At 55.7% G+C, this 17,864-nt stretch carries 20 protein-coding genes; 5 read left to right on the forward strand and 15 right to left on the reverse strand.

Translation table 11 applies throughout. From position 1 onward, the window contains the following. Positions 1-4: 4 nt before the first annotated feature. Genes JQF37_RS21265 through JQF37_RS21275 form a run of 3 tightly spaced genes read right to left on the reverse strand, consistent with a single transcriptional unit; the run spans position 5 to position 2,086 of the window. The gene (locus JQF37_RS21265) at positions 5-580 is read right to left on the reverse strand and encodes a DUF1788 domain-containing protein (protein ID WP_047303169.1); all 576 of its coding nucleotides are present in this window, start codon (positions 578-580) and stop codon (positions 5-7) included. 22 nt (positions 581-602) lie between these two features. Continuing rightward, a complete protein-coding gene (locus JQF37_RS21270) occupies positions 603-1,214 on the reverse strand; it encodes a DUF1819 family protein (protein ID WP_073844629.1) in 612 nt (203 codons plus the stop codon). 2 nt (positions 1,215-1,216) lie between these two features. After that, entirely contained in the window at positions 1,217-2,086 is an 870-nt protein-coding gene (locus JQF37_RS21275; protein WP_010656372.1) for a WYL domain-containing protein, read from the reverse strand. 130 nt (positions 2,087-2,216) lie between these two features. Here JQF37_RS21275 and JQF37_RS21280 point away from each other — a divergent pair, with 130 nt between their 5' ends. Further along, complete coding sequence (locus tag JQF37_RS21280) at positions 2,217-2,471, forward strand: hypothetical protein (RefSeq protein ID WP_143192535.1); 255 nt, start codon at positions 2,217-2,219, stop codon at positions 2,469-2,471. 136 nt (positions 2,472-2,607) lie between these two features. Here JQF37_RS21280 and JQF37_RS21285 read toward each other — a convergent pair whose 3' ends face one another. After that, entirely contained in the window at positions 2,608-3,480 is an 873-nt protein-coding gene (locus tag JQF37_RS21285; protein WP_073844631.1) for a WYL domain-containing protein, read from the reverse strand. A gap of 118 nt (positions 3,481-3,598) precedes the next feature. Between JQF37_RS21285 and JQF37_RS21290 the strand changes: the two genes are divergently transcribed. Both JQF37_RS21290 and JQF37_RS21295 read left to right on the forward strand, forming a co-directional pair. Then, positions 3,599-3,856 carry a hypothetical protein gene (locus JQF37_RS21290; protein ID WP_073844633.1) on the forward strand — a complete coding sequence of 86 codons (258 nt, stop codon included), beginning with the start codon at positions 3,599-3,601 and terminating at the stop codon, positions 3,854-3,856. Positions 3,857-3,866: 10 nt separating this feature from the next. Next, a complete protein-coding gene (locus JQF37_RS21295) occupies positions 3,867-4,919 on the forward strand; it encodes an ADP-ribosylglycohydrolase family protein (protein WP_073844635.1) in 1,053 nt (350 codons plus the stop codon). Positions 4,920-5,151: 232 nt separating this feature from the next. On the opposite strand, the gene JQF37_RS21300 is transcribed toward JQF37_RS21295, so the two are convergent. From JQF37_RS21300 to JQF37_RS21350, 11 genes are all read right to left on the reverse strand, one after another. Then, a complete protein-coding gene (locus JQF37_RS21300; protein WP_073844637.1) occupies positions 5,152-5,463 on the reverse strand; it encodes a YkgJ family cysteine cluster protein in 312 nt (103 codons plus the stop codon). A gap of 83 nt (positions 5,464-5,546) precedes the next feature. After that, positions 5,547-6,575 (reverse strand): hypothetical protein, encoded by a 1,029-nt coding sequence (locus tag JQF37_RS21305; RefSeq protein ID WP_106118409.1) that lies wholly within the window; start codon positions 6,573-6,575, stop codon positions 5,547-5,549. Positions 6,576-6,585: 10 nt separating this feature from the next. Next, positions 6,586-7,221, reverse strand: coding sequence for a hypothetical protein (locus JQF37_RS21310; RefSeq protein WP_073844641.1), 636 nt, complete (start codon positions 7,219-7,221; stop codon positions 6,586-6,588). 49 nt (positions 7,222-7,270) lie between these two features. Continuing rightward, complete coding sequence (locus JQF37_RS21315; protein WP_073844643.1) at positions 7,271-8,836, reverse strand: hypothetical protein; 1,566 nt, start codon at positions 8,834-8,836, stop codon at positions 7,271-7,273. Beyond that, complete coding sequence (locus tag JQF37_RS21320) at positions 8,833-9,903, reverse strand: WYL domain-containing protein (protein ID WP_073844645.1); 1,071 nt, start codon at positions 9,901-9,903, stop codon at positions 8,833-8,835. The genes JQF37_RS21315 and JQF37_RS21320 overlap by 4 nt, the downstream gene beginning before the upstream one ends. 120 nt (positions 9,904-10,023) lie before the next feature. Next, positions 10,024-10,167 (reverse strand): hypothetical protein, encoded by a 144-nt coding sequence (locus JQF37_RS21325; protein ID WP_155678135.1) that lies wholly within the window; start codon positions 10,165-10,167, stop codon positions 10,024-10,026. Between the two features lie 510 nt (positions 10,168-10,677). Beyond that, positions 10,678-11,175 carry a DNA repair protein RadC gene (gene radC / locus JQF37_RS21330; RefSeq protein WP_073844647.1) on the reverse strand — a complete coding sequence of 166 codons (498 nt, stop codon included), beginning with the start codon at positions 11,173-11,175 and terminating at the stop codon, positions 10,678-10,680. 47 nt (positions 11,176-11,222) lie between these two features. Then, positions 11,223-12,149: a hydrolase or metal-binding protein gene (locus JQF37_RS21335; RefSeq protein ID WP_073844649.1), complete on the reverse strand. Its 927-nt coding sequence runs from the start codon at positions 12,147-12,149 to the stop codon at positions 11,223-11,225. A 106-nt stretch (positions 12,150-12,255) separates the two neighbouring features. Beyond that, positions 12,256-13,260 (reverse strand): lambda-exonuclease family protein, encoded by a 1,005-nt coding sequence (locus JQF37_RS21340; protein WP_073844651.1) that lies wholly within the window; start codon positions 13,258-13,260, stop codon positions 12,256-12,258. Positions 13,261-13,375: 115 nt separating this feature from the next. Next, a complete protein-coding gene (locus tag JQF37_RS21345) occupies positions 13,376-14,344 on the reverse strand; it encodes a DUF932 domain-containing protein (protein WP_204149760.1) in 969 nt (322 codons plus the stop codon). Between the two features lie 71 nt (positions 14,345-14,415). After that, positions 14,416-14,745, reverse strand: a complete 330-nt coding sequence (locus JQF37_RS21350) for a hypothetical protein (RefSeq protein ID WP_032902032.1) — start codon at positions 14,743-14,745, stop codon at positions 14,416-14,418. A gap of 355 nt (positions 14,746-15,100) precedes the next feature. Here JQF37_RS21350 and JQF37_RS21355 point away from each other — a divergent pair, with 355 nt between their 5' ends. Both JQF37_RS21355 and JQF37_RS21360 read left to right on the forward strand, forming a co-directional pair. Further along, a complete protein-coding gene (locus JQF37_RS21355) occupies positions 15,101-16,153 on the forward strand; it encodes an HlyD family secretion protein (protein ID WP_052673020.1) in 1,053 nt (350 codons plus the stop codon). Next, on the forward strand, positions 16,150-17,790 hold the full coding sequence (locus JQF37_RS21360) for an MFS transporter (protein ID WP_127882194.1): 1,641 nt from the start codon (positions 16,150-16,152) through the stop codon (positions 17,788-17,790). Before JQF37_RS21355 ends, JQF37_RS21360 begins: the two co-directional genes overlap by 4 nt. Positions 17,791-17,864: the final 74 nt, after the last annotated feature.

Below are 17,864 nucleotides of genomic sequence, written 5' to 3' on the forward strand. Positions count from 1 at the left end.
TTGATCAGGGAACCAGCTTGAAGGCGCGGTAGTAGTTGTTGCTGGGAATGCGGTCGAACAAGGCGAGTGACTGCCCTGAGTAATGGCCGGGGTAAAAAAGAACCAGAGGCTTGTGGCCAAGCAGCGCGTGTAGCTTGTTGAGAAGGTTGTGGGCGCGAAGAACCGGCCAAACTGAGCCCACACCACTGATTAGCACCACGTCGTGTTGATCGGCGTCGCTGTGTTCCATTAGGAAGGGCGCGAATTTGTCCATATGCAGCGGTCCGGACAGCGCCTTGAGCAACGCGAGGTCACCTTTGGTTTGCTGCATCTGAATGGCTTTTTCAGTGAAGCTGCGTTGATCCAGATATTCGCGCATAGCCTGCAGCAAATTGATATGAGCCACTTTGAGCTGGCTATGCTTCTTGGCGAGGAACCCCTGCAGAAAACTGAGGTATTCGCGCACCTGCAGCTCGTCCTCGGGGGCGTAGTCGAAGATCCAGAAACCGAGCTCATTGCCCAATCCTTGGCTCCTCAAGAACTCTTCGGTGAGGATCTTGTCTGGGATCTGGTTTAGCCGATCCTGCAGTTGCTGATTCATGCGAACACTCCTTATTCCACGCCTACTGTCCGGTGGCATTGGATACTTCCAAACAGGCTTTTATGCGATAGCGGTAGCTGTCATCCAGCAATACGCGGACCTCTGACCGAATTATCAGGTTTTGTAGTTTCATGTTGCGGGTGCTTTTCAACAGGCCGACCTCGGCCAGCATGCGATAGACAACCTGCGCCATCTTCTTACGACTGGACTCCGTCCAGGTGGTGATGGTCGAATCTCGATGGCTGCGTTCCTCCAGAAACTCATTCCAGTGGTAGGGTTCGAGCACGTCGGCGCGGGTGACGAAAGCGTCCTTGAGGACGGTCTCGATGAATTCGACGAGGAGCAGGTTGCGCTCCATGGCCGAGCAGAACACCACTTGGGTAGCGAGTTCATCATCTCCATCTCGAATTGCCCGCCAGAAAGGGGCATCCAGTCGCTCCAGACGCTTGCGGATGGCTTGAGCCACACGCTTGGCCGAAGCTGGTGCGCGTTTCTGCAGTCGGTTCTGTTTCTGTATGACCTCATGCCATTGTTCAGGGCTGGCGTCCTGCAGCAGCAGGTCTGCAACGATGCGTGATTCACGCACCTGCAACGAGCCGCCGATTAAGTCAGAGTCGTAATGGAAGCTATGCATGCCTATTCCCCATCACTGCTAAAAAGGAAGGGAGTTAGCTTGGCGCGATCAGCTGGAAGCAATTGCAATGGATGCTCGCGTACTCGCTCGGCTTCTTCTGCGGTGATGGCCGCCTGATAGCGTTGAAGGGTGTAGTGGGCAAGTGCTGTGCGAACAGTCAGCTGTAGGCGTCCTTCCGGCATGCCGAAGTCGCGTTCAACTAAAGACTTTTGGGCATCACTGAGTAGCTCATTAGGGATCAGTGTCAGGTTGACTTGGTCGTGCCAGCTACTGTCTGTACTTGATAATGGGGCGTGAGCGTCGCACGATTTTGGCGTGCGACAGATACGTGAGAGCAAAAAGTCGCGGAAGGCTTGGCGCTTATGGCACCAAGCGCGAACGTGCCAGCGAAAACCGGTATAAACGAGCGTGTGAGGTGATATCACGCGCTCATGAATTTGCGGGTTGGACATGGAGGCGTAGAGCACTTTCAGGCTGCCGGCATTGCGGCAGGCTCTGATCAACTCGCGAACCACTTCAGGGCGGGCTGCACGGTCTGGAAGTTGGACAGTAGTGACGCTGGGGTGAGCTTCCAAAACCTCAGACACGGGCTGATCAGATTGCTCGCCGATTAGTGCCATGTACTCATTGATGTGTCCAGCGCTCAGTACAGGCTGAAAACCAGCCGTCGGCACATAGCCTTTAACTGCAGGGCTGTGGATTAGCGAGCCTGGATTGAATTCGCTGTTATAGCGATTGATGTCGGAAGAAGCTTGCTGGCGGCTGATGCCAAACCATGCCATCAACTGAGTGGTGATCAGGCGACCCTCCCAATAGCTGATTAGCTCTATCGCGCGTAGCCTGAGGAGGGCTTCGTGTTTGGGGAGGGGCATTGGCATTCCTGAATGTGAGCTGGTCCGGATAATGCCTGATACGAGGCGCCAGTGTAAATTTATTTACTGTAAAGTTTTTTGCGTTTTGAATGATTTTGCGTGAATCGCTGATAGCGTCGGCGCCCGGTGCGTGAAAAATAACGTCGATCGATTTTTAACGATCGCAATTCGTAAGTCCTATTTACAAGTTCACTTGGTCGGGCCGCATTGCCAGCAGCTTGAACAGGAAAAAATAAAGCGCACAACACTCATTGATGCTGCCGTGGTGCGGATGCTGTCGAAGCCTGTAGTGCGGAAGACGGAGCTGCCCAGAGGGGTCATCGTCGCCGATCAACACATTCGGTCCGCGGGCTTGCAGGCATTGCCTTCGGCCAGCGAAGGGTAGGGGAGTGACTTGATGCCATCCTCGCACTAGTGTTTGCAGGTTTCGCTACTGCCCACGTAGCGCGGTCGTGCCGTTGCATGGTCGGACAGGCTGTACTCGGCACAGAAGCACAGATCCGGCCTCGCCCATCTGTGGATCAGCTATACAGCCATGGCTCCAGTTCAGTTAGATTTTTCACGATGATCTGCTGGGCTTCAGGTCGGGGCTCCATTTTTGTAGGGTCGATCTGATAACGCTGCAATACATACTTCACCAGCGCCCTGCGAGTAGGGATCAACAGTTGGCCGTTCAGCATGCCGAAATCGGCTTCAATGATCGCCTTCTGTGTCGGAGTCAGTCGCGAGTCGGGCTCGATGACCACTGTTACTTCGGTATTCCAGTCTTCGTCTTCAGTAATGACATTTTCGGACTTGCCGAGCAGCTCGGGCTCACCGCGCAGCCGACTGAGCACAAAGTCGCGATACTGGCCGTTTTTCTCGCAATAGGCGCGTACGTGCCACCGCATCCCGGTATAGACCAAGGTGTGTGGCGCGATGAGCCGGCCTTCCGGAGCGGGATTGTTCAGTGATACGTAGTCAATGTCCAGGCGCAGGTGTTCGCGGCATGCCTTGAGCAGCGGTCGAAGAATCTTCGCCTTGATTGAGCGGTCCGGCACCTCCAACACCTTGGTGTGGGCGTAGGCCAGCGCCAGGCCTTCGATGTGCGGAGCTCGCTCGTTGTTCTGATAAAGCAGGTGCAGATAGGCACTGGCGCTGTCGTCGATGAACAGCGGTTTGAACTGCGTGCTCGGGACGTAGCCCTTGAGCTGCTTGTCATATGTCAAGTTTCGGGGCGCATGTTCGATGATGTAGGTATTGATGTCTTTTGACGCCTGCTGGCGGCTGATGCCGAAACTCTGGATCAAGTGTCCCGTGGTCAGCCGGCCCTCCCACCAGGCTACGGTCTCAATCAAACGATAGCGAAGTGCCAGATCCCAGCGGACGTGTTCGATGGACTGCTTGCGTTTCATAACCTCTCCATGTGTGCGAATACTTTACCTGTATAAGTCTACATTCTAGACCTGTCGTAAATCACTACATATCGTGTGATTGTCTTGAAGGCAAATCGAACTCACGGAGGAAGTGGGCATGAGTATGTCGGAAGCGGTTTCGATGGGTGCATTGGTTATGATGGGGGCAATCCTACTGGTGCTTTTGCTGCAATACCTGAGGTTGCGTGAACTCTGGCGAATGGCGGTTGCCTGCCGAAAGGACGTGCGCTGGGCGCGGATTTGGGAAGTGGAGAACCGGGAACTGCGCTCGGCGCTACGAGCGGAGAAAGCGCACATCGAGCAGTTGCAAAGAAAGCTGGTGATTTTGCAGGAATTGATTCCGGCAGAGGGGTGAGGTAAAGGGCATGAACAGACTTGAACGGATCAAAGGCTGCCTGCTAGGTGGTGCCGTCGGCGATGCGCTAGGCGCCCCAGTGGAGTTTCTCGAATGGTCTGCAATCGAAGCTAAGTTCGGTTCACAAGGAATCATCGATTTTGCCCCGGCTTACGGCATCACCGGAGCCATCACCGACGACACACAGATGATGCTTTTCACTGCAGAAGGCTTGCTTCGGGCGTATGTGCGCGGCAGTTCCCGAGGAGCTTGCCACGTCCCCAGCATTATTCATCATGCGTTGATGCGCTGGTTGATGACACAGGATTACCCGGCAGCGATGCCTGTCAGTCGGGACGGGTGGTTGGTCGAGCAACTTGCGCTCTGGTCTCGCCGCGCCCCAGGCACCACCTGCCTCAATGCACTCAAGGCCAGTCTGCGGCTGGGCGCAGTTGCTGAGAACAACAGTAAAGGCTGTGGCGCCGTGATGCGTGTCGCGCCCTGTGCGTTCTTTGCCAATGCCTTTGACTACGCTGCTCAGTCAGGGCGCCTGACCCACGGGCACCCTACGGGCTACCTGGCGGCCGGACTGTTTGCCGATATTCTCCAGCGCATTGTCGATCGGCAAGACAGCCTTGAGCACGCAGTCACTCAAAGCTTGGCCAATTACGGGCAAAAGCCCGGTATGGAAGAAACACGTAGTCTCATCGAACGCGTGCTTTTTTTCTTTTACGAGGGCTACAAGCCCACCCCGCAACGCATCGGCGAACTCGGTTGCGGTTGGGTCGCCGAAGAGGCGTTGGCTATTGGGCTGTGGTGCGCTCTGGCAGCGCGCTCGTTCGAGGAGGGCGTGATCACAGCGGTGAATCACGGTGGCGATAGCGACAGCACCGGGCTGATCGCCGGGCACCTGTTGGGTGTTCAGTATGGTGCTGCTGCGATTCCTGCTCGGTGGTGCGAAAAATTGGAGTTGCGCGAGGTGATCGTTCAGATTGCCGAGGATATTGAGCGCGTTCCGCGTGAGTACTGTGGGTATGGCGGAGAGTTTGATCAGCAGATTGAGCGGGTATATCCCGGTAATTGAGGGGGTTGATGTGAGGACTACCCGGTTACACAGAAAGCCCCATCCTTAAGCGGCGACCGTCAGCGAGAGGAGGGGGGAGCCCAAAGATCTTCGATGAAGGTACGAACAACGTCCGTGCCTTCGGCTTGGGACTCAATGTGATAACTTTCCGATGCCCACCCACTTGTTCAGCTTCGCGGCGAGGCAGTTCATGTGTGAGTTATTGTCATCAACGGATTGGTAGACCCCCTACTTATGTTTTGATCGTAAGAAGGACGGCCTGCTCTTCTTGCGCCTGCAAATTCGTGCAGACCTGCAAATTCAGAGTGACATACTCGTCCCAGGTGTACTGCTGAGCGTAGCGCATGGTGTATTGCCGATCCACCCGGCAGATGTCCGGGCGCTCTGCATAAATGGTACAGCGCTTGCCAAGTGCATCGTAATGCCTGCAAGTGCCGTCGCCACGATCCAGAAATTGGGTTTCGGCAGCCAGATGAACGAGCTGGCAGCACAAGCCGCATTGGGTGCAAGGGAAGGTGGAGGGGGGCGTAGTGTGGCTATGCATATAAAAGTATCACCGCCTTGAAGCGGTGCCGGTTGCGACTGGGGCATTTGAGGAAGGCCCGCGCGGGTACGCGGGCACTGTTTTTAAGCTGAGGGAGCGTCCAGGCCCGCTTTCTGTCCGTTTGCCACGGCTGCGACGTCTTGGATGCGCTTTTCCGTTGCTAGAACCAGATTGCCATCTTGATCCAGAATCGCAGTGTCGATCATGGCCTTGAGTAACTGAGCAAACTTGACCGAGCGGAAAACGATCTCCTTGCATTCATCCGTGAAGGTCCGGTAATCCACGCCATTATTCTCGATGACTTTTTTCAGCTCGCCCACGGTGCGGCGCAGTTGCGAGCTGATCTTGGAGAACGTGGCGTTCGCCAGGGAGGTTACCTGCTCAATGGCGCGCAGCTTGCCGGTCATCAGCTCGGCTTGATCGTGAATGGTGCGGGCCTGTTCCAGGTTGCTGCGCGCATTATTCAGAGCTTCTTCGCCCTTGTTACCCAGAACATGGCCGAAGATGGCCAGCGCCGGTCCAGCGACGATGCCTCCCAGCACCATCATGCCCCCGGCCATACCGTAGCCACCGGCTGCCAACGAACCTCCGCCCAGCCAGGCCAGCGTGGCGTTGGTGGCTGCCACGCCGCCGAGCGAGGAGATGGCCGTGCCTGTGCTGGCCGTGGCCAGCAGCATGGTGCCGTTGTAGGCACCAAAGGCCAGCGCTGCACCACCGCCCATGCCTGCGCCGAGACCGAGACCCGCATCCTTGAGCGCCTGGTAGTCCTGACGAAGACCGGCAAGGGTTTTATTGGAAAAATCGCCAGCGTTCAGTTTGTCCAGCTCTGGACTCTGACTGAGTTCGATGTTTTTCAGGCGCTCGAAGGTTTCGATAAATTCGGCAACCACTCCGTTGAACGCACGCAGCTTACGCTGGCCATAATCTTCCAATATGGCGTTAGTGGCCTTGCGTTGTTCTTCGACCTTTCGGTTGGCGCTATCGACCATGGAGCGTGCATCGTTATTAATGTCTTTGGCGTTGCTGTGGTCTATCGCGCCGCTGACGCCTTTGGCCGCACCATATATACCGGCAGCGGCTGCGACAGCACCAATGATCAGAGGAATGGGCATGGTCGTTTCCTTATTCAAGAATAATCGAAATGGTTTTGCTGACTTCCTGATTCAGCGTTTCTGCACGCTCCAAGAGATCATCGAAAATGAAGTCTTCCAATTGATGGTGAAGCTGAAATTCTTTGAGGAGTGCCCATTCAACGCTGGTGATCGTGCCGTCGCGGAGGGCGACTAATAGCAGCTCGAAAAGGATGACCTTGGGCGCGGTCGGCAGCTCAAATTTCTTGTCTTTGAGTAATTCTTTCAGAACGGTCGTTGCAGCTTGCACCCGGGTTTCAGGCTTTTCCGCTTTGGAAACTGGATATTTTTTGAGGGCTTCGATGAGTTGTGCCGCCACATCATCGGACGGCTTTCCCCCAAACATGAAAGCAGCGGGGGAAGAACGTCCAAACATGCTACTGGAGGTGGAAGCACTTCCAAACATGCTAGTGGAGAGCGATGGCCGTGTGATGGACTGCTCAAGCTCAGTGATCATTTCGCGCTCTTTTTCGCCTTCTTGAATGGAAAGCGCACTGAGGTCGGTGCTGGAGGTAAATTCATCTGATGTCTTTCCATCCCACAGCAGCGGCTTGTCAGCTAGGGCCAACAGTTTTGCGAGATCAAGTAGATGTTTTTGGTCCGGTTCGGACAGAAGTTTGAGCAGCATGCAGGGTATCGTCCTTTTTCAGGTGTATCTTCAGGGCAAGTAAGGTTGGTTACAGCATCAGAGGGCTGTCGGAATTCATGAAGTCATCGAATTCCTCAATAGATTGGAATTGCAGTTCTTTTCCCAGCAAGGTGGCGTATCGATTGATAGTGGCTGCCAAGGCATCAACGCTGCCGCTACCGGCGGCATCCACAATGGCAAACAAACGTTTAGTTTCTTCCTGCAATTGAGGGATTTCACGACGCGTGAAGTCATCCAACTGCGCTTGTTCTTCGGCAATTTGGTCGCGGGCGGCGGCCTCAATGGCACGGATGCGCGCCAGTTGCTGACGGGAAAGCTCGACGCCACGGGCGGCGTCCAATGCGCTTTGGTAGAAGAGCGAAGAGAGGGTGTAGCCGATCATCCCGCCAATGGCAGCACCGACAAAGGGCACGGGAATGGCCAATTGTCCGAGTGCAGCCATCATGCTGCTGGAAAGCATGCCTGCGCCTTTCTCACCCACTTCGCTCAGTAATTGTGCCTCGCTGATCTCGCCGGTGACGTAGCGTTTCACCGAACTGCCCAGTGACAGGCAGATGTTGATCGCCAGCGCTGGAGCGTTGGTGCCGGCGAGCGTGCGCAAGGTTTGGTTGCTTGATTGTTGCATGCCACCTTTGAGCGCGGAGCCAGCGAAAGCCGTGGTGTATCCAAGGGCACCGGCTTTAACTGTGTCGAGGGCTAAATCCTGGGCAGCTTCACCCAATTGCTTTTTGTCTTGGGCGACGTTGAACGCATTGGTCAACAGCGAAATAACACCACCGATAACAGCGCCGTACTTCGCGCCCTCTATACCGGCCCGGTGGCTTGTACCGGCGATATCTTTCACCGTCTCGCGCAGCGGCTTTTCAGCGTAGTCGATGGCCTGCTTGGTAGTGATGCCAAGGTCAACGATGTCTTCTTCGGCAAGCTTGTCGAATCTGTCGGCACGGTCGCGGAATTGTTCGGCGAGCTCCGGTTTTCCCTTCTGTTCCGCCAGCAGTGCGTGTTTTCTCAAGCCTTCTGCACGCTTGTGACAGTAAGTCTTGGCGTCTTCGACCTGTTCGCTGGGTAGCTCCAGCTTTTTACCGAAGTATTTACTGTACTTGTGATCCTCATGACTAACCTGGTTGGCAACCTTGTTTCCGCTGGCCTCCAACTTGGTCTGGGCTTCGTAAATGATCTTGCCGTTTTCATCCACGCGGACCCGATCCACCGCTTCGCGGTACTTGGAATCGGTATCAATGCCGTAATGCTTCAAATCATCGCTGCGAATCGTGCGCTCAGAAGATTTGTTGATGATGGCTTCGGCGTTGTCACGACTGGTACCGGCAACTTCGCCAGCCCAGCCCGCTCGTTGTTTGACGCCGGTTTTTTCCTGGCTGATGCCTTTCAGGCCCTTGCTCAGTACTTTCCCGGCTTCATTGTCGACGCCTCTATAGGCTTTGACGAACTCGGCATTGGCACTGCCATAGCGGCTGACGGTTTCACTCGTGGAAAGTGCCGTTGCGGTGCGCCCGATATCCCGCTTGATTTCGTCTCTGCTGTCGTCTTGCACGCTCGCGGTTGAAGTAGGCGTAAAAGTGTCGTGGGACTTCATGGAGCCTCCTGGCAGGCGTGTGCATCGGTAATGGTGGCCGAGTGGTGTTGCATGGGTTGCGTATACAGCCCACTCATTTTTGTCAGCTTCTCTTTGATTACATCTACCCAACGTTTGGGCTCATGCAGGTGAACGCTCTCCCCCAACCCGAACACCCACCAAAGCGTTTCCTGATCGTCCGGCACTCGCGCGCGCAGGCGTTGCCAGTCGCTGCCTGGCAACGGCTTCAGGCTTTGCTCGGGGCTAAGCGGGGTTTCGTTCAGCAGCCAGGCGATATGCGGGGATACGTCGGCGATCAGTTCGTGGTGTTTGATCGGGCCGGGGCTGTTGAAGCCGCCGCTCTGGATGTAATGATCGATCTCGAAGTCGGGTTGTTCGCGGGTCGGCGCATCGAGGCACGCAGCCTGCTGGATGCGGTGCAGGGCGAATTGGCGAACGTCTGTGTAGCCTTCGACAGTACCTATCAGGTAGCTGACGGAGTGGCGCGAGATCATGCCAGCGGGGTGTATGCGTAGGGTCTTGTGCTCGCCTTTGCTGCGGCTGAGGTAGACGATCTCCAGTTGTCGCATTTCCAGTAGGGAAGTCGCCACCTGGGACCAGATGGCCGAGTCCACTTCGGCGGGCTGGAGCGCCTTGCCGTTGGGCAGAGTGCGTACGCGTTTGGCCCAGTGCGCCAGGTTATTATGTTCCAGCCCTTGGAGTTGCCGGTGCGCCAGGTCGAAATGGTGCGCCAGCAGGCTCAGCACACTGGGCGGCAGCAGCTTGCTCAGGTGGCTTTCGGCGAGGACGAATGCCAGTGCGGTGGGGGTGTCCAGTGCCGGAAAGTCGAATTGTGGAGTGTCCTTGGGAAAGCTCCAGAGATACGGGCGTTGGCTTTCGTCACAGAGCAGTGGAAAGTCCAGGGCGAGGCGGCCGATGAGGTCCCGTTGCAAGGTCCGACGGTCAATGTCGAAATTCTCGGCCTTGAGTCTTTGCAGCAGTTCGGTGGTGGAAATTCTCTTGGGCGCGCGCGGGATGAGGCGCAGCAGGGCCAAGTGCCTGAATAGCCTGTCTTTGGGATCTGACATGAGGGAACTGTGCTCGAATCAACCTTGATGGTTCGCTGGCGTCACATATCTGGCGAACATTCCATTAATGGCTTTTTAACACTATTTTGTTCTGCCCGCCAAGAGCGGATGGCCGAAGCTTCATGTCTGCTCAGTCCCGTTCGAAGGTCTGTTACGGAATTTTTCGCGGTCTAGTTCCCTCTTCAGTTCGTCGATCGCCTGGCTTTTCTTCATCACCACAGCACCAACAACCAATCCAATGGTAAAGCAGACCAACTCTTTCATGGGGAGCTCCTAGGGTGCTGACTTGGGGTGTTGAGAGCTATCCTCCACCAGCCATGCGACATTCTGTGTCGTTTAATGCATGGCGTTGTACCTAATCGACAGTGGCTATGTGGGGCTCCTCTTCGCTTGGTACACCTCTAGACCTCGCCATTTACTCGGCGTCATATTCGGGCAAATGCAGTGCAGTACAGCTCTACGGTCGCATAGCAGCCCCGGCTCGCCATAACGTGGCCAACCGGGGGCGTGGCAGCACTTGGTCGGAATTCCGAGTAATCCTTACTACCACTTAAATCGTGAGGACCTGGTTGGGCAGCTGTGTTCTTCCACCGAACAAGTTTTCTCTGCAAGTCGGCTACCAAGGGCTTTGTGGATGGCGGCCATGGTTTTGAATAAAGCCGAGGTTAAGTACAACCGCTGGATCACGACAAAAAATAAGTGATCGGGTACCGTGCCGATGACTGCCCAGGCATCAGCCAAGGGCAGTCTAATCGGGCGGTGTGAGCCTAGGAGTTACAGGTAACCCCGTTCCGCCAACGACACGCAGCCTTCATGGCCCACTACCACATGGTCCAATATTCGTGTGCCGACCATGTTCAGAGCGTTCTTGAGGATGTTGGTGAGCGTGCGGTCGGCTTGGCTGGGCTCCGGATCACCGGAGGGATGGTTGTGAACCATAATTACGGCCGCGGCATTATGTTCTAGAGCGATCTTGACCACTTCCCGTGGGTACACACTGGTACCGTCCAACGTGCCTCTGAACAGCTCCCTGAAGCCTATTACCCGGTGCTTGGTGTCGAGCAGTAGCAAAGCAAAGACTTCGTGCTCGTGGTACTGCAGCAGTGTTTGCAGGTGGCTGAAGACCTGCTTGGGCTCAGTCAGTGCCCGGCCTTTAGACAGGCGACTCATTGCCAGTTGTTGAGCCATCTGCAGGATGTCGGCCTCGGTGACCGGTGATTCCATGACATAGGTGCCGGTCGTTTCACCGGCTTTGAGCTTGTGATATTTCATGGGTATTCTCTTGAATTGGAGGACATTGGGTCAGGTTGGACGCGTAATCAGTGGGCGCGAGCAGAGTGGTCGCTGCCGCTTTGGAGGGATTTGGATTCCAGTTTTTGTACCAGTGAGGTTTTGGCAGGGGCCGCTGGTTTGGGGGCTGCTTCTGTCTTGCTGGTCTGATCTTCAGCTGCGGGAAAGAACTCCTCGACGATGGCCCCGGTGTCCTCATCACTGTCTTCAAAAGCTCCGTTGCTAAAGCCCTGTTGTGCCGCGTGATCCAAGGCGGTCTGATCAAAGCCTGCGGCTTGCCGGGTTTCCTCCAGTTGTTTGGCTTCCAGCAAGGCGTCTTCTAGGCTAAACCCGCTGCGCACGGTGATGTCCACGTAGAAGATCGGCGTGCCGTGGCTTTGGCGGGTGGACTTGCCGCGAAGACGCAACTCCAGCGGCAGGCAGGCGAGACGGTCTCCGGAAATGGCTTGTAGGTAATGTAGGCGTGCCGCCAGGGTACGGATGCTGTTGTAGCCCGTGGTACGAAAGACAAAGCTGCCCAACGGATCGTCATCGCCAATCACCACGTTCAGCCGGCCGTAAGGCTTGCAGGCATTGCCTTGAGCCAATGAACAACCATCCGGTGAAGGGCAGGGCAACGACTGAATGCCGTCCTTGGTCAAACGCTTGCAGGTCTCACCATTGCCTACACAGACTGGTCGTCCGGTGTTACGGTCGAACAGGCTATAGTCAGCCCGAAAGTTGAGGTCGGGCTCGTTGAACAGCAGCCGGATCGGAATGCTGCGCAGCTTGCCGTCCTGGCCATTGCGCAGCTCCTCGTTGAGTGGATGCAGTAACCAGCCGTCGCGGCTCTGTACTTGGGAGGTGAGGGTGAATTGATCGTCCTTTTCCGGCAGACGCTTGCCGTTCTTTTCGACGACCTTGCCGATGGAAATGCGGCCCAAAATCGGGGGCGTGATGGCTAAACCTTTGAGCATGGGAGTTCCCCTGTATCTGAACTAAAAACGCCACCGAGACCGCGCAAACGGCCAGGGTGGCGCTGGAGAGAAAGGGCATGGGAATAAGGGAGGAGCGAACAAACGTTCAGGCCAGCAGAAAACGCCGACTGCCGGTTTTGGTGGTCGAGTAGCGCACTTGCAGATGGGGCTTTTCTTTCAGCAGACGGGGGATATCCAGGGCCACGCTGTCTTTGGCTTTCTTCCAAGTGATGTAGCCAGTTGCGAAGATCGCCCGACTGGCATCGCCCATGGCCTGTTGCAACGTTTGCTTGAGCTGAGCTTCCTGCTTCTCCTGCAGAGCAATCGATTCTCGCACGCTCTGTAGTTCGGTAAAGGTCGTACAGAGCCTCGTGTCATGGCTGAAGTCCAGGCTTTGCCCACTGTCCTGCGGGTAAAGGCAGCGCAACGCCTGCTCCGCCGAGGCAGATCCGTCTGCCGGCGGCGGGGTATCACTGACGACGTAATCCCAGAACAACCGCTCCAGGTCGATCAGCCGAGCAATCAGTGGTTCATCGCGTTCAATGCGATGGATTTCCAGGTGCTGACCACCGAGCAGTACCGCCACATCAGCGGCCTGCTTGCCGGTGACGGCGAGCTGGTGCATGACTTGCAACTGCACATACTCGGGCACACCCTCCTTCCAGAGGCGTGCGCCGTTTATGCCGGCGGTTTTGCATTCGAGAATCTGCACTTCTGATGCGCCGATCACCTCACGGTCGATATTGGCCAGCATCCAGTTCAACTGCGGAGCCGGGTGTTGCAGCACGGCATTGATCCGTCGCACCCGGTGACCGCTACGCTTGGTGTAATGCGCAGCCACGATAGGCTCCAAAATGTTGCCCCAGTAAGCCGGGCTTTCCTCGTCTTGCGGATCGAGCTTGGGCAGTGATTCATCACGCCCGGTTTTCTCCAGCCACAGCTCCAGCTGGGACTTGTAAGGGTTCAGGCCCACGGCAGCGGCAGCATCCGAGCTGCCGATGCCTTGTTTACGCACGGCCAACCAGTCCTCACGCGGCAGTTGTTTAGTCCCCACCAGGCGTAAGGCAGGACGGGGTTTGCTGCTGGGGTGTCGCAGAGTTTGTGTGCTCATGATGTTTTCCTGTGCGGCATAAAAAACGCCCGGCCAGCACGAGGCTGGCCAGGCGTTTTAAGGAGTGAGAAGAATGAGAAGGGGGTGAGGTTGATGAAGACAGCGAAAACAGGGGCTAAGCTGCAAGTTGTAGCGCAGCCTCCAGCGCCCGTTGCTTGATCTGTGCACCTTGACCGAACCAGGCAGAGTCCATGCGGTATTCGTTACTACGAGCCCTGCGTTCGTGATCGACATACTCGGTCACAGCATTGAGCAAGCCCCACGCAGTTCCTTGGGCCGATTCCAGCGTGGCGCCGCGACCTCCGCCTTCGTACAGGCTTTGAACCTTGCGCAGTGCGCGCTCGTTCGGCAGGACTTCCGGCAGTTTGCTATTGGGGGTTACGTCACACAAAACGTTCATGAAGAAGCCCATCGCTTCATGCCACTGCACCTTGCGTTCAGCCAGTGCTCGCATGCGGTACATGAACGCGTCCCACTGGGAGACGGCGATGCCCAACTGTTTTTTCACTGCCTGCGGATCGAAGCGGGTGTTATGTGGCACCTTGATCGCCTTGGTCGTACCGTCCAGGGCAATGGTCAACGTGTTGTTGCAGACCACGCGCACGGTGGTCGGGGTGGCGGTAGTGGCCAATGTGCCGTCACAGGACGTGGCCAGCAGCAGGTAGCCATTCACCTGGTCGCTGCCCTTCAGCGCCATGCCTTGTCCTGTACGGGCCAGCGCCCAGAACTTGCGACCGCCTTTGAGCACTCCAGCGGTTTCCAGTTCGTAGCCCGAGACTTCGGTGAGATCGCGATAGAACTCCAAGACCTCACGCGGCTGCACGACCTGGTAGCGCTGAGAAACCACCGACAGTGGGGCCTTGGTGTCGGAGCGATACAGCACCTTCTGTTCAGGGAAAGTGTGAATTGAGCCCAAAGTACCGATGCTGTCGGACTTGAAGTGCACCGGGCTGTCCTGAATCCGCCAGTCCATGCCCGCTTCGTGCTGCCAGACTTCGAGCGGTTGTTTGGGGGAGAGGCGACTGCCCAGACCATGCCAGGGTGTGGCGCCAACGTAAGCCATTTGTTCAACGAGATGAGCCATGGGAATGATTCCTTGCGAATGAAGGGAAAAGCGCGTCGTTTCATTAACCAACGACGCCTGTTCACAACGACTTAACGGTTGACGCTGAAGCTGTAGCCACACGCCAGGCACTGATAGTTGAGAAGGATTTTTTCATCGATCTGCTCGCCCAGCGTGGCCCCGGCAATGCCACCTGCGACCCCACCGAACAGACCACCCAAAATCGCCCCGGCGATGCTGCCGATAGCGATTCCCACCGGCCCGCCGACTACTCCCAGCACCGCGCCGGCTTCTGCGCCTGAAAGGGCGCCGGCGGCACCGCTGGCCACACCGCCTGCCGCACCAATTAATCCACCCGTTTGTTTACCGATATTTTTCGTGACGACGCGTCCAGAGTTACAGCTTGGGCACGGGTTATACATACGCAGATCCTCTCCAGTGATGAGCGTGCTGAGCCAAAAGTGAGCACGCCAAATCCCCGACAGCAGTCGATACCGTGGGGCGTTCACGTAGGTGATATAGATCTGAAATATTTTCGGATGTGATTTCGATCGGTAACAGCTGGTGCTTGCGGTAACTGAACTCGGGTTGACTTGCCGATCTCAAGACCTATAATTACCAAATGGTAATTAATGGTGGTTGTAGATGCTCCGACAATCTGCGGCAAAAAGTGGGGATGCGACGTGCAGATCTCGTCGCAGAATAAAAAGTAGATGGGCGTTAATAGTGGGTTGGCCGCTTGTTACAACCAGAGTGCGAATGTCAAGGCGCTTCGCTATGGCATCGTCCGTGCTGTTCGCTTCTGCGGTGGCAGTCTGGTACCCGATTCCGTACAGGGACAGTGTGACTACTGATGATGCCTACGTCCGGGCCGATCTGACCCCGCTAGTATCACACGTTGAAGGATATCTCGTGGATGTGCCGATCCGCGACAATCAGAGAGTGCGTTCTGGCGATTTGTTGGCATTAGTGCAGGATGCTGATTATCGAGAAAAGGTCGCCGAAGCTCAGGCTAAGTCTGATTTAGCCGCTGCCGCGCTGGTCGAATCTCTCAGCCAAAAGCAATATCAACAGATTCAAGTAGAAGCGGCTGCGGCATCCTTACGGGCTTTACACGCTGAGTTGGATCGCGCAGTTGCTGATCACAGTCGCTATCATGCTTTACTGCCAAGTGGATCTGTGTCTCGCCAGCAGGTTGATGGTATTGATGCAGACGTTAAGCGTTTGAGCGCTAATCTTGCCCAGAGGCGCGCCGAGTGGATGGCGGCGCAACAGCGGGAGAAAATGAGCAATGCGAGTATAAACAAGGCGAGAGCCAATCTTCAGGCTGCACAGTCGAGTCTGAATCTGCGCAATATAGATCTTGGCTGGACACGTATCACGTCTCCGGTTGATGGCGTCATTGGCGAGCGTCATGTGCGTCCTGGTATGTATGTGCGCACCGGAACGCTGATCGCCGATGTAGTTCCGCTGCCACATGTTTGGGTGGTCGCAAATTTTAGGGAAAGCGAGATAACGCATATACGCCCAGGACAGCGCGTTACTATTTTGGTTGACAGTCTGCCTGGCCGAGCATTCGAAGGTAAGGTTGACAGTCTTCAGCCTGCCAGCGGGGCGCAGTTTGCTTTGCTTCCAGCCGACAATGCGACAGGTAATTTCACTAAGGTAGTTCAGCGTTTTCCGGTGAAGATCACACTTGACCCGAGTCAGGATTCGCAGTCCTCTCTGCTCCCGGGTATGTCCGTTACTACGACCATTCACACATCAACCGGACTGAGTTCAGGAAATTTTATTGATTGGTTAACCGGCTGGCTGCGAGGGCGGGTGTGAGTGACTCTTTAGGCCTTGCCGTATCAGAAGTGAATAGTCGGCTGAAGTCGCGACTTTTTCCCGGATCTTTGATTCGATGGGATCGTCGGCGTTTTTCGGCCTGCGTGGCCGCTATTGCTGCAGCCTGGATGACCGTGCTCGGTGCCCGATACGTTGTGCTGGGATTTGCCGATGTACGGGGTGGTTTAGGCCTGGGGGTTGACGAAGGTACTTTGCTTTCTTCAGCTTATGCCGCTGGAGATGTAGTCGGCGTGGTGATTGGCTGCTGGTTGGCAACTGCGTTATCACTTCGACGGGTGTTGTTAGGGGCAACGTTGCTCTTTATGGCTACCTCGGTATTAATGGCGTTCAGCCCTCCTTATGCTGCTCAGATCATCGTTCGCTTTGCACAGGGTATGGCCGGCGGGGTCCTATTACCGATGGCGATAGTTGCGCTATTGCGAACTCTACCGGCTAGGCATCGTGCTCTTGCTTTGGCACTGTATATCTCCGCCTCGACTCTGGCCCCGCAGTTGGCCGCTGCAATCACAGGCTGGCTGCTCGACCACTGGGGATGGCGCGCACTGTTTCTCGCAAACCTTCTGCCTGGCATATTCGCATTGATCGCGGGTTTCTATGGTCTGCCGCGCGAAAGACTGCGTTTGCGGCCTTTGCTTCATATGGATCGGTTTGGAATGCTCCTGTTCGTTGGCGGGCTTGGCATGCTCGCCTGTGCTTTCGATCAGGGTAATCGGCTTGATTGGTTACAGGCAACCCCAATTAGAGTGTTGCTATTCGCCGGTACGGTTGCCATATGCGGATTTATATATCACGTGGTCAGAGTGAGGCATGATCGCCTGCTTAATGTAGAACTGCTGTCGAGACGCAATATAGTACTGGGCATTTTGGGAATTTTGCCTTTCAGTGTCGCTGTGACAGGTTGCAGCTATGTGATTCCCCAATTCCTTATACAGATACACAGCTATCATCCGCGCGAATTGGGAGCGGTGCTGTGGGATGCAGGCTGGCCGCAATTGATTAGTTTTGCGGGCGCGGTAGTGTGCTTGGATAGGAAATGGTTGGGAGGTCCCCGTCGTTTACTTGTATTGGGGGGCGTATTGGTCGCCACGGGTGCTCTGCATGACAGCTTGAACATCGACGGCTCATGGGAGGGCGATGAGTTGCGCATTGGGCAGATATTGCAGGGCTTAGGGCTGCCCCTGATCTTGTTGCCACTACTGTATTTGTATGTTGGTGATCTTTTGCCGCGCGAGGGATTGCATGCTGCTATGGCATTCAATGTTATGCGCAGTATCTGCGGTACGGCGGGTTTGGCTTGGGTTAGCACTTTGGATCGAGTACGTGAGCAAACCCGATCTAATGTACTTATGGATCATGTGAGCACATCCTCGGCCGCTGTTTCAGCGAGGCTGGATGCCCTTATCTCGGCAGTCAGTATGCGGTCCAGCGGCAGTGATCAGGCGACGGAACAGGCATTGCATCTACTAGCTAGTAATGTGCGGCTTCAATCTCAGATTTTGGCGCATGCCGATACCTTGGCAGCGATCGCTGTGGTTACATTAATAGGTGCAGTGTTGGCGGCATTTATGATGCCCTACGGATCGGGACATCCCAGTTCTAATGTCCGCCACGCTTGAGTACCGTGCTTATTAGCACTCTCGCCAGAGTGTATGATATTTAATGGTATCCATACTCAAAGGACTTCATTGAT

Source organism: Pseudomonas sp. MIL9, assembly GCF_016887925.1.
Taxonomy (GTDB): Bacteria; Pseudomonadota; Gammaproteobacteria; order Pseudomonadales; family Pseudomonadaceae; genus Aquipseudomonas; species Aquipseudomonas mohnii.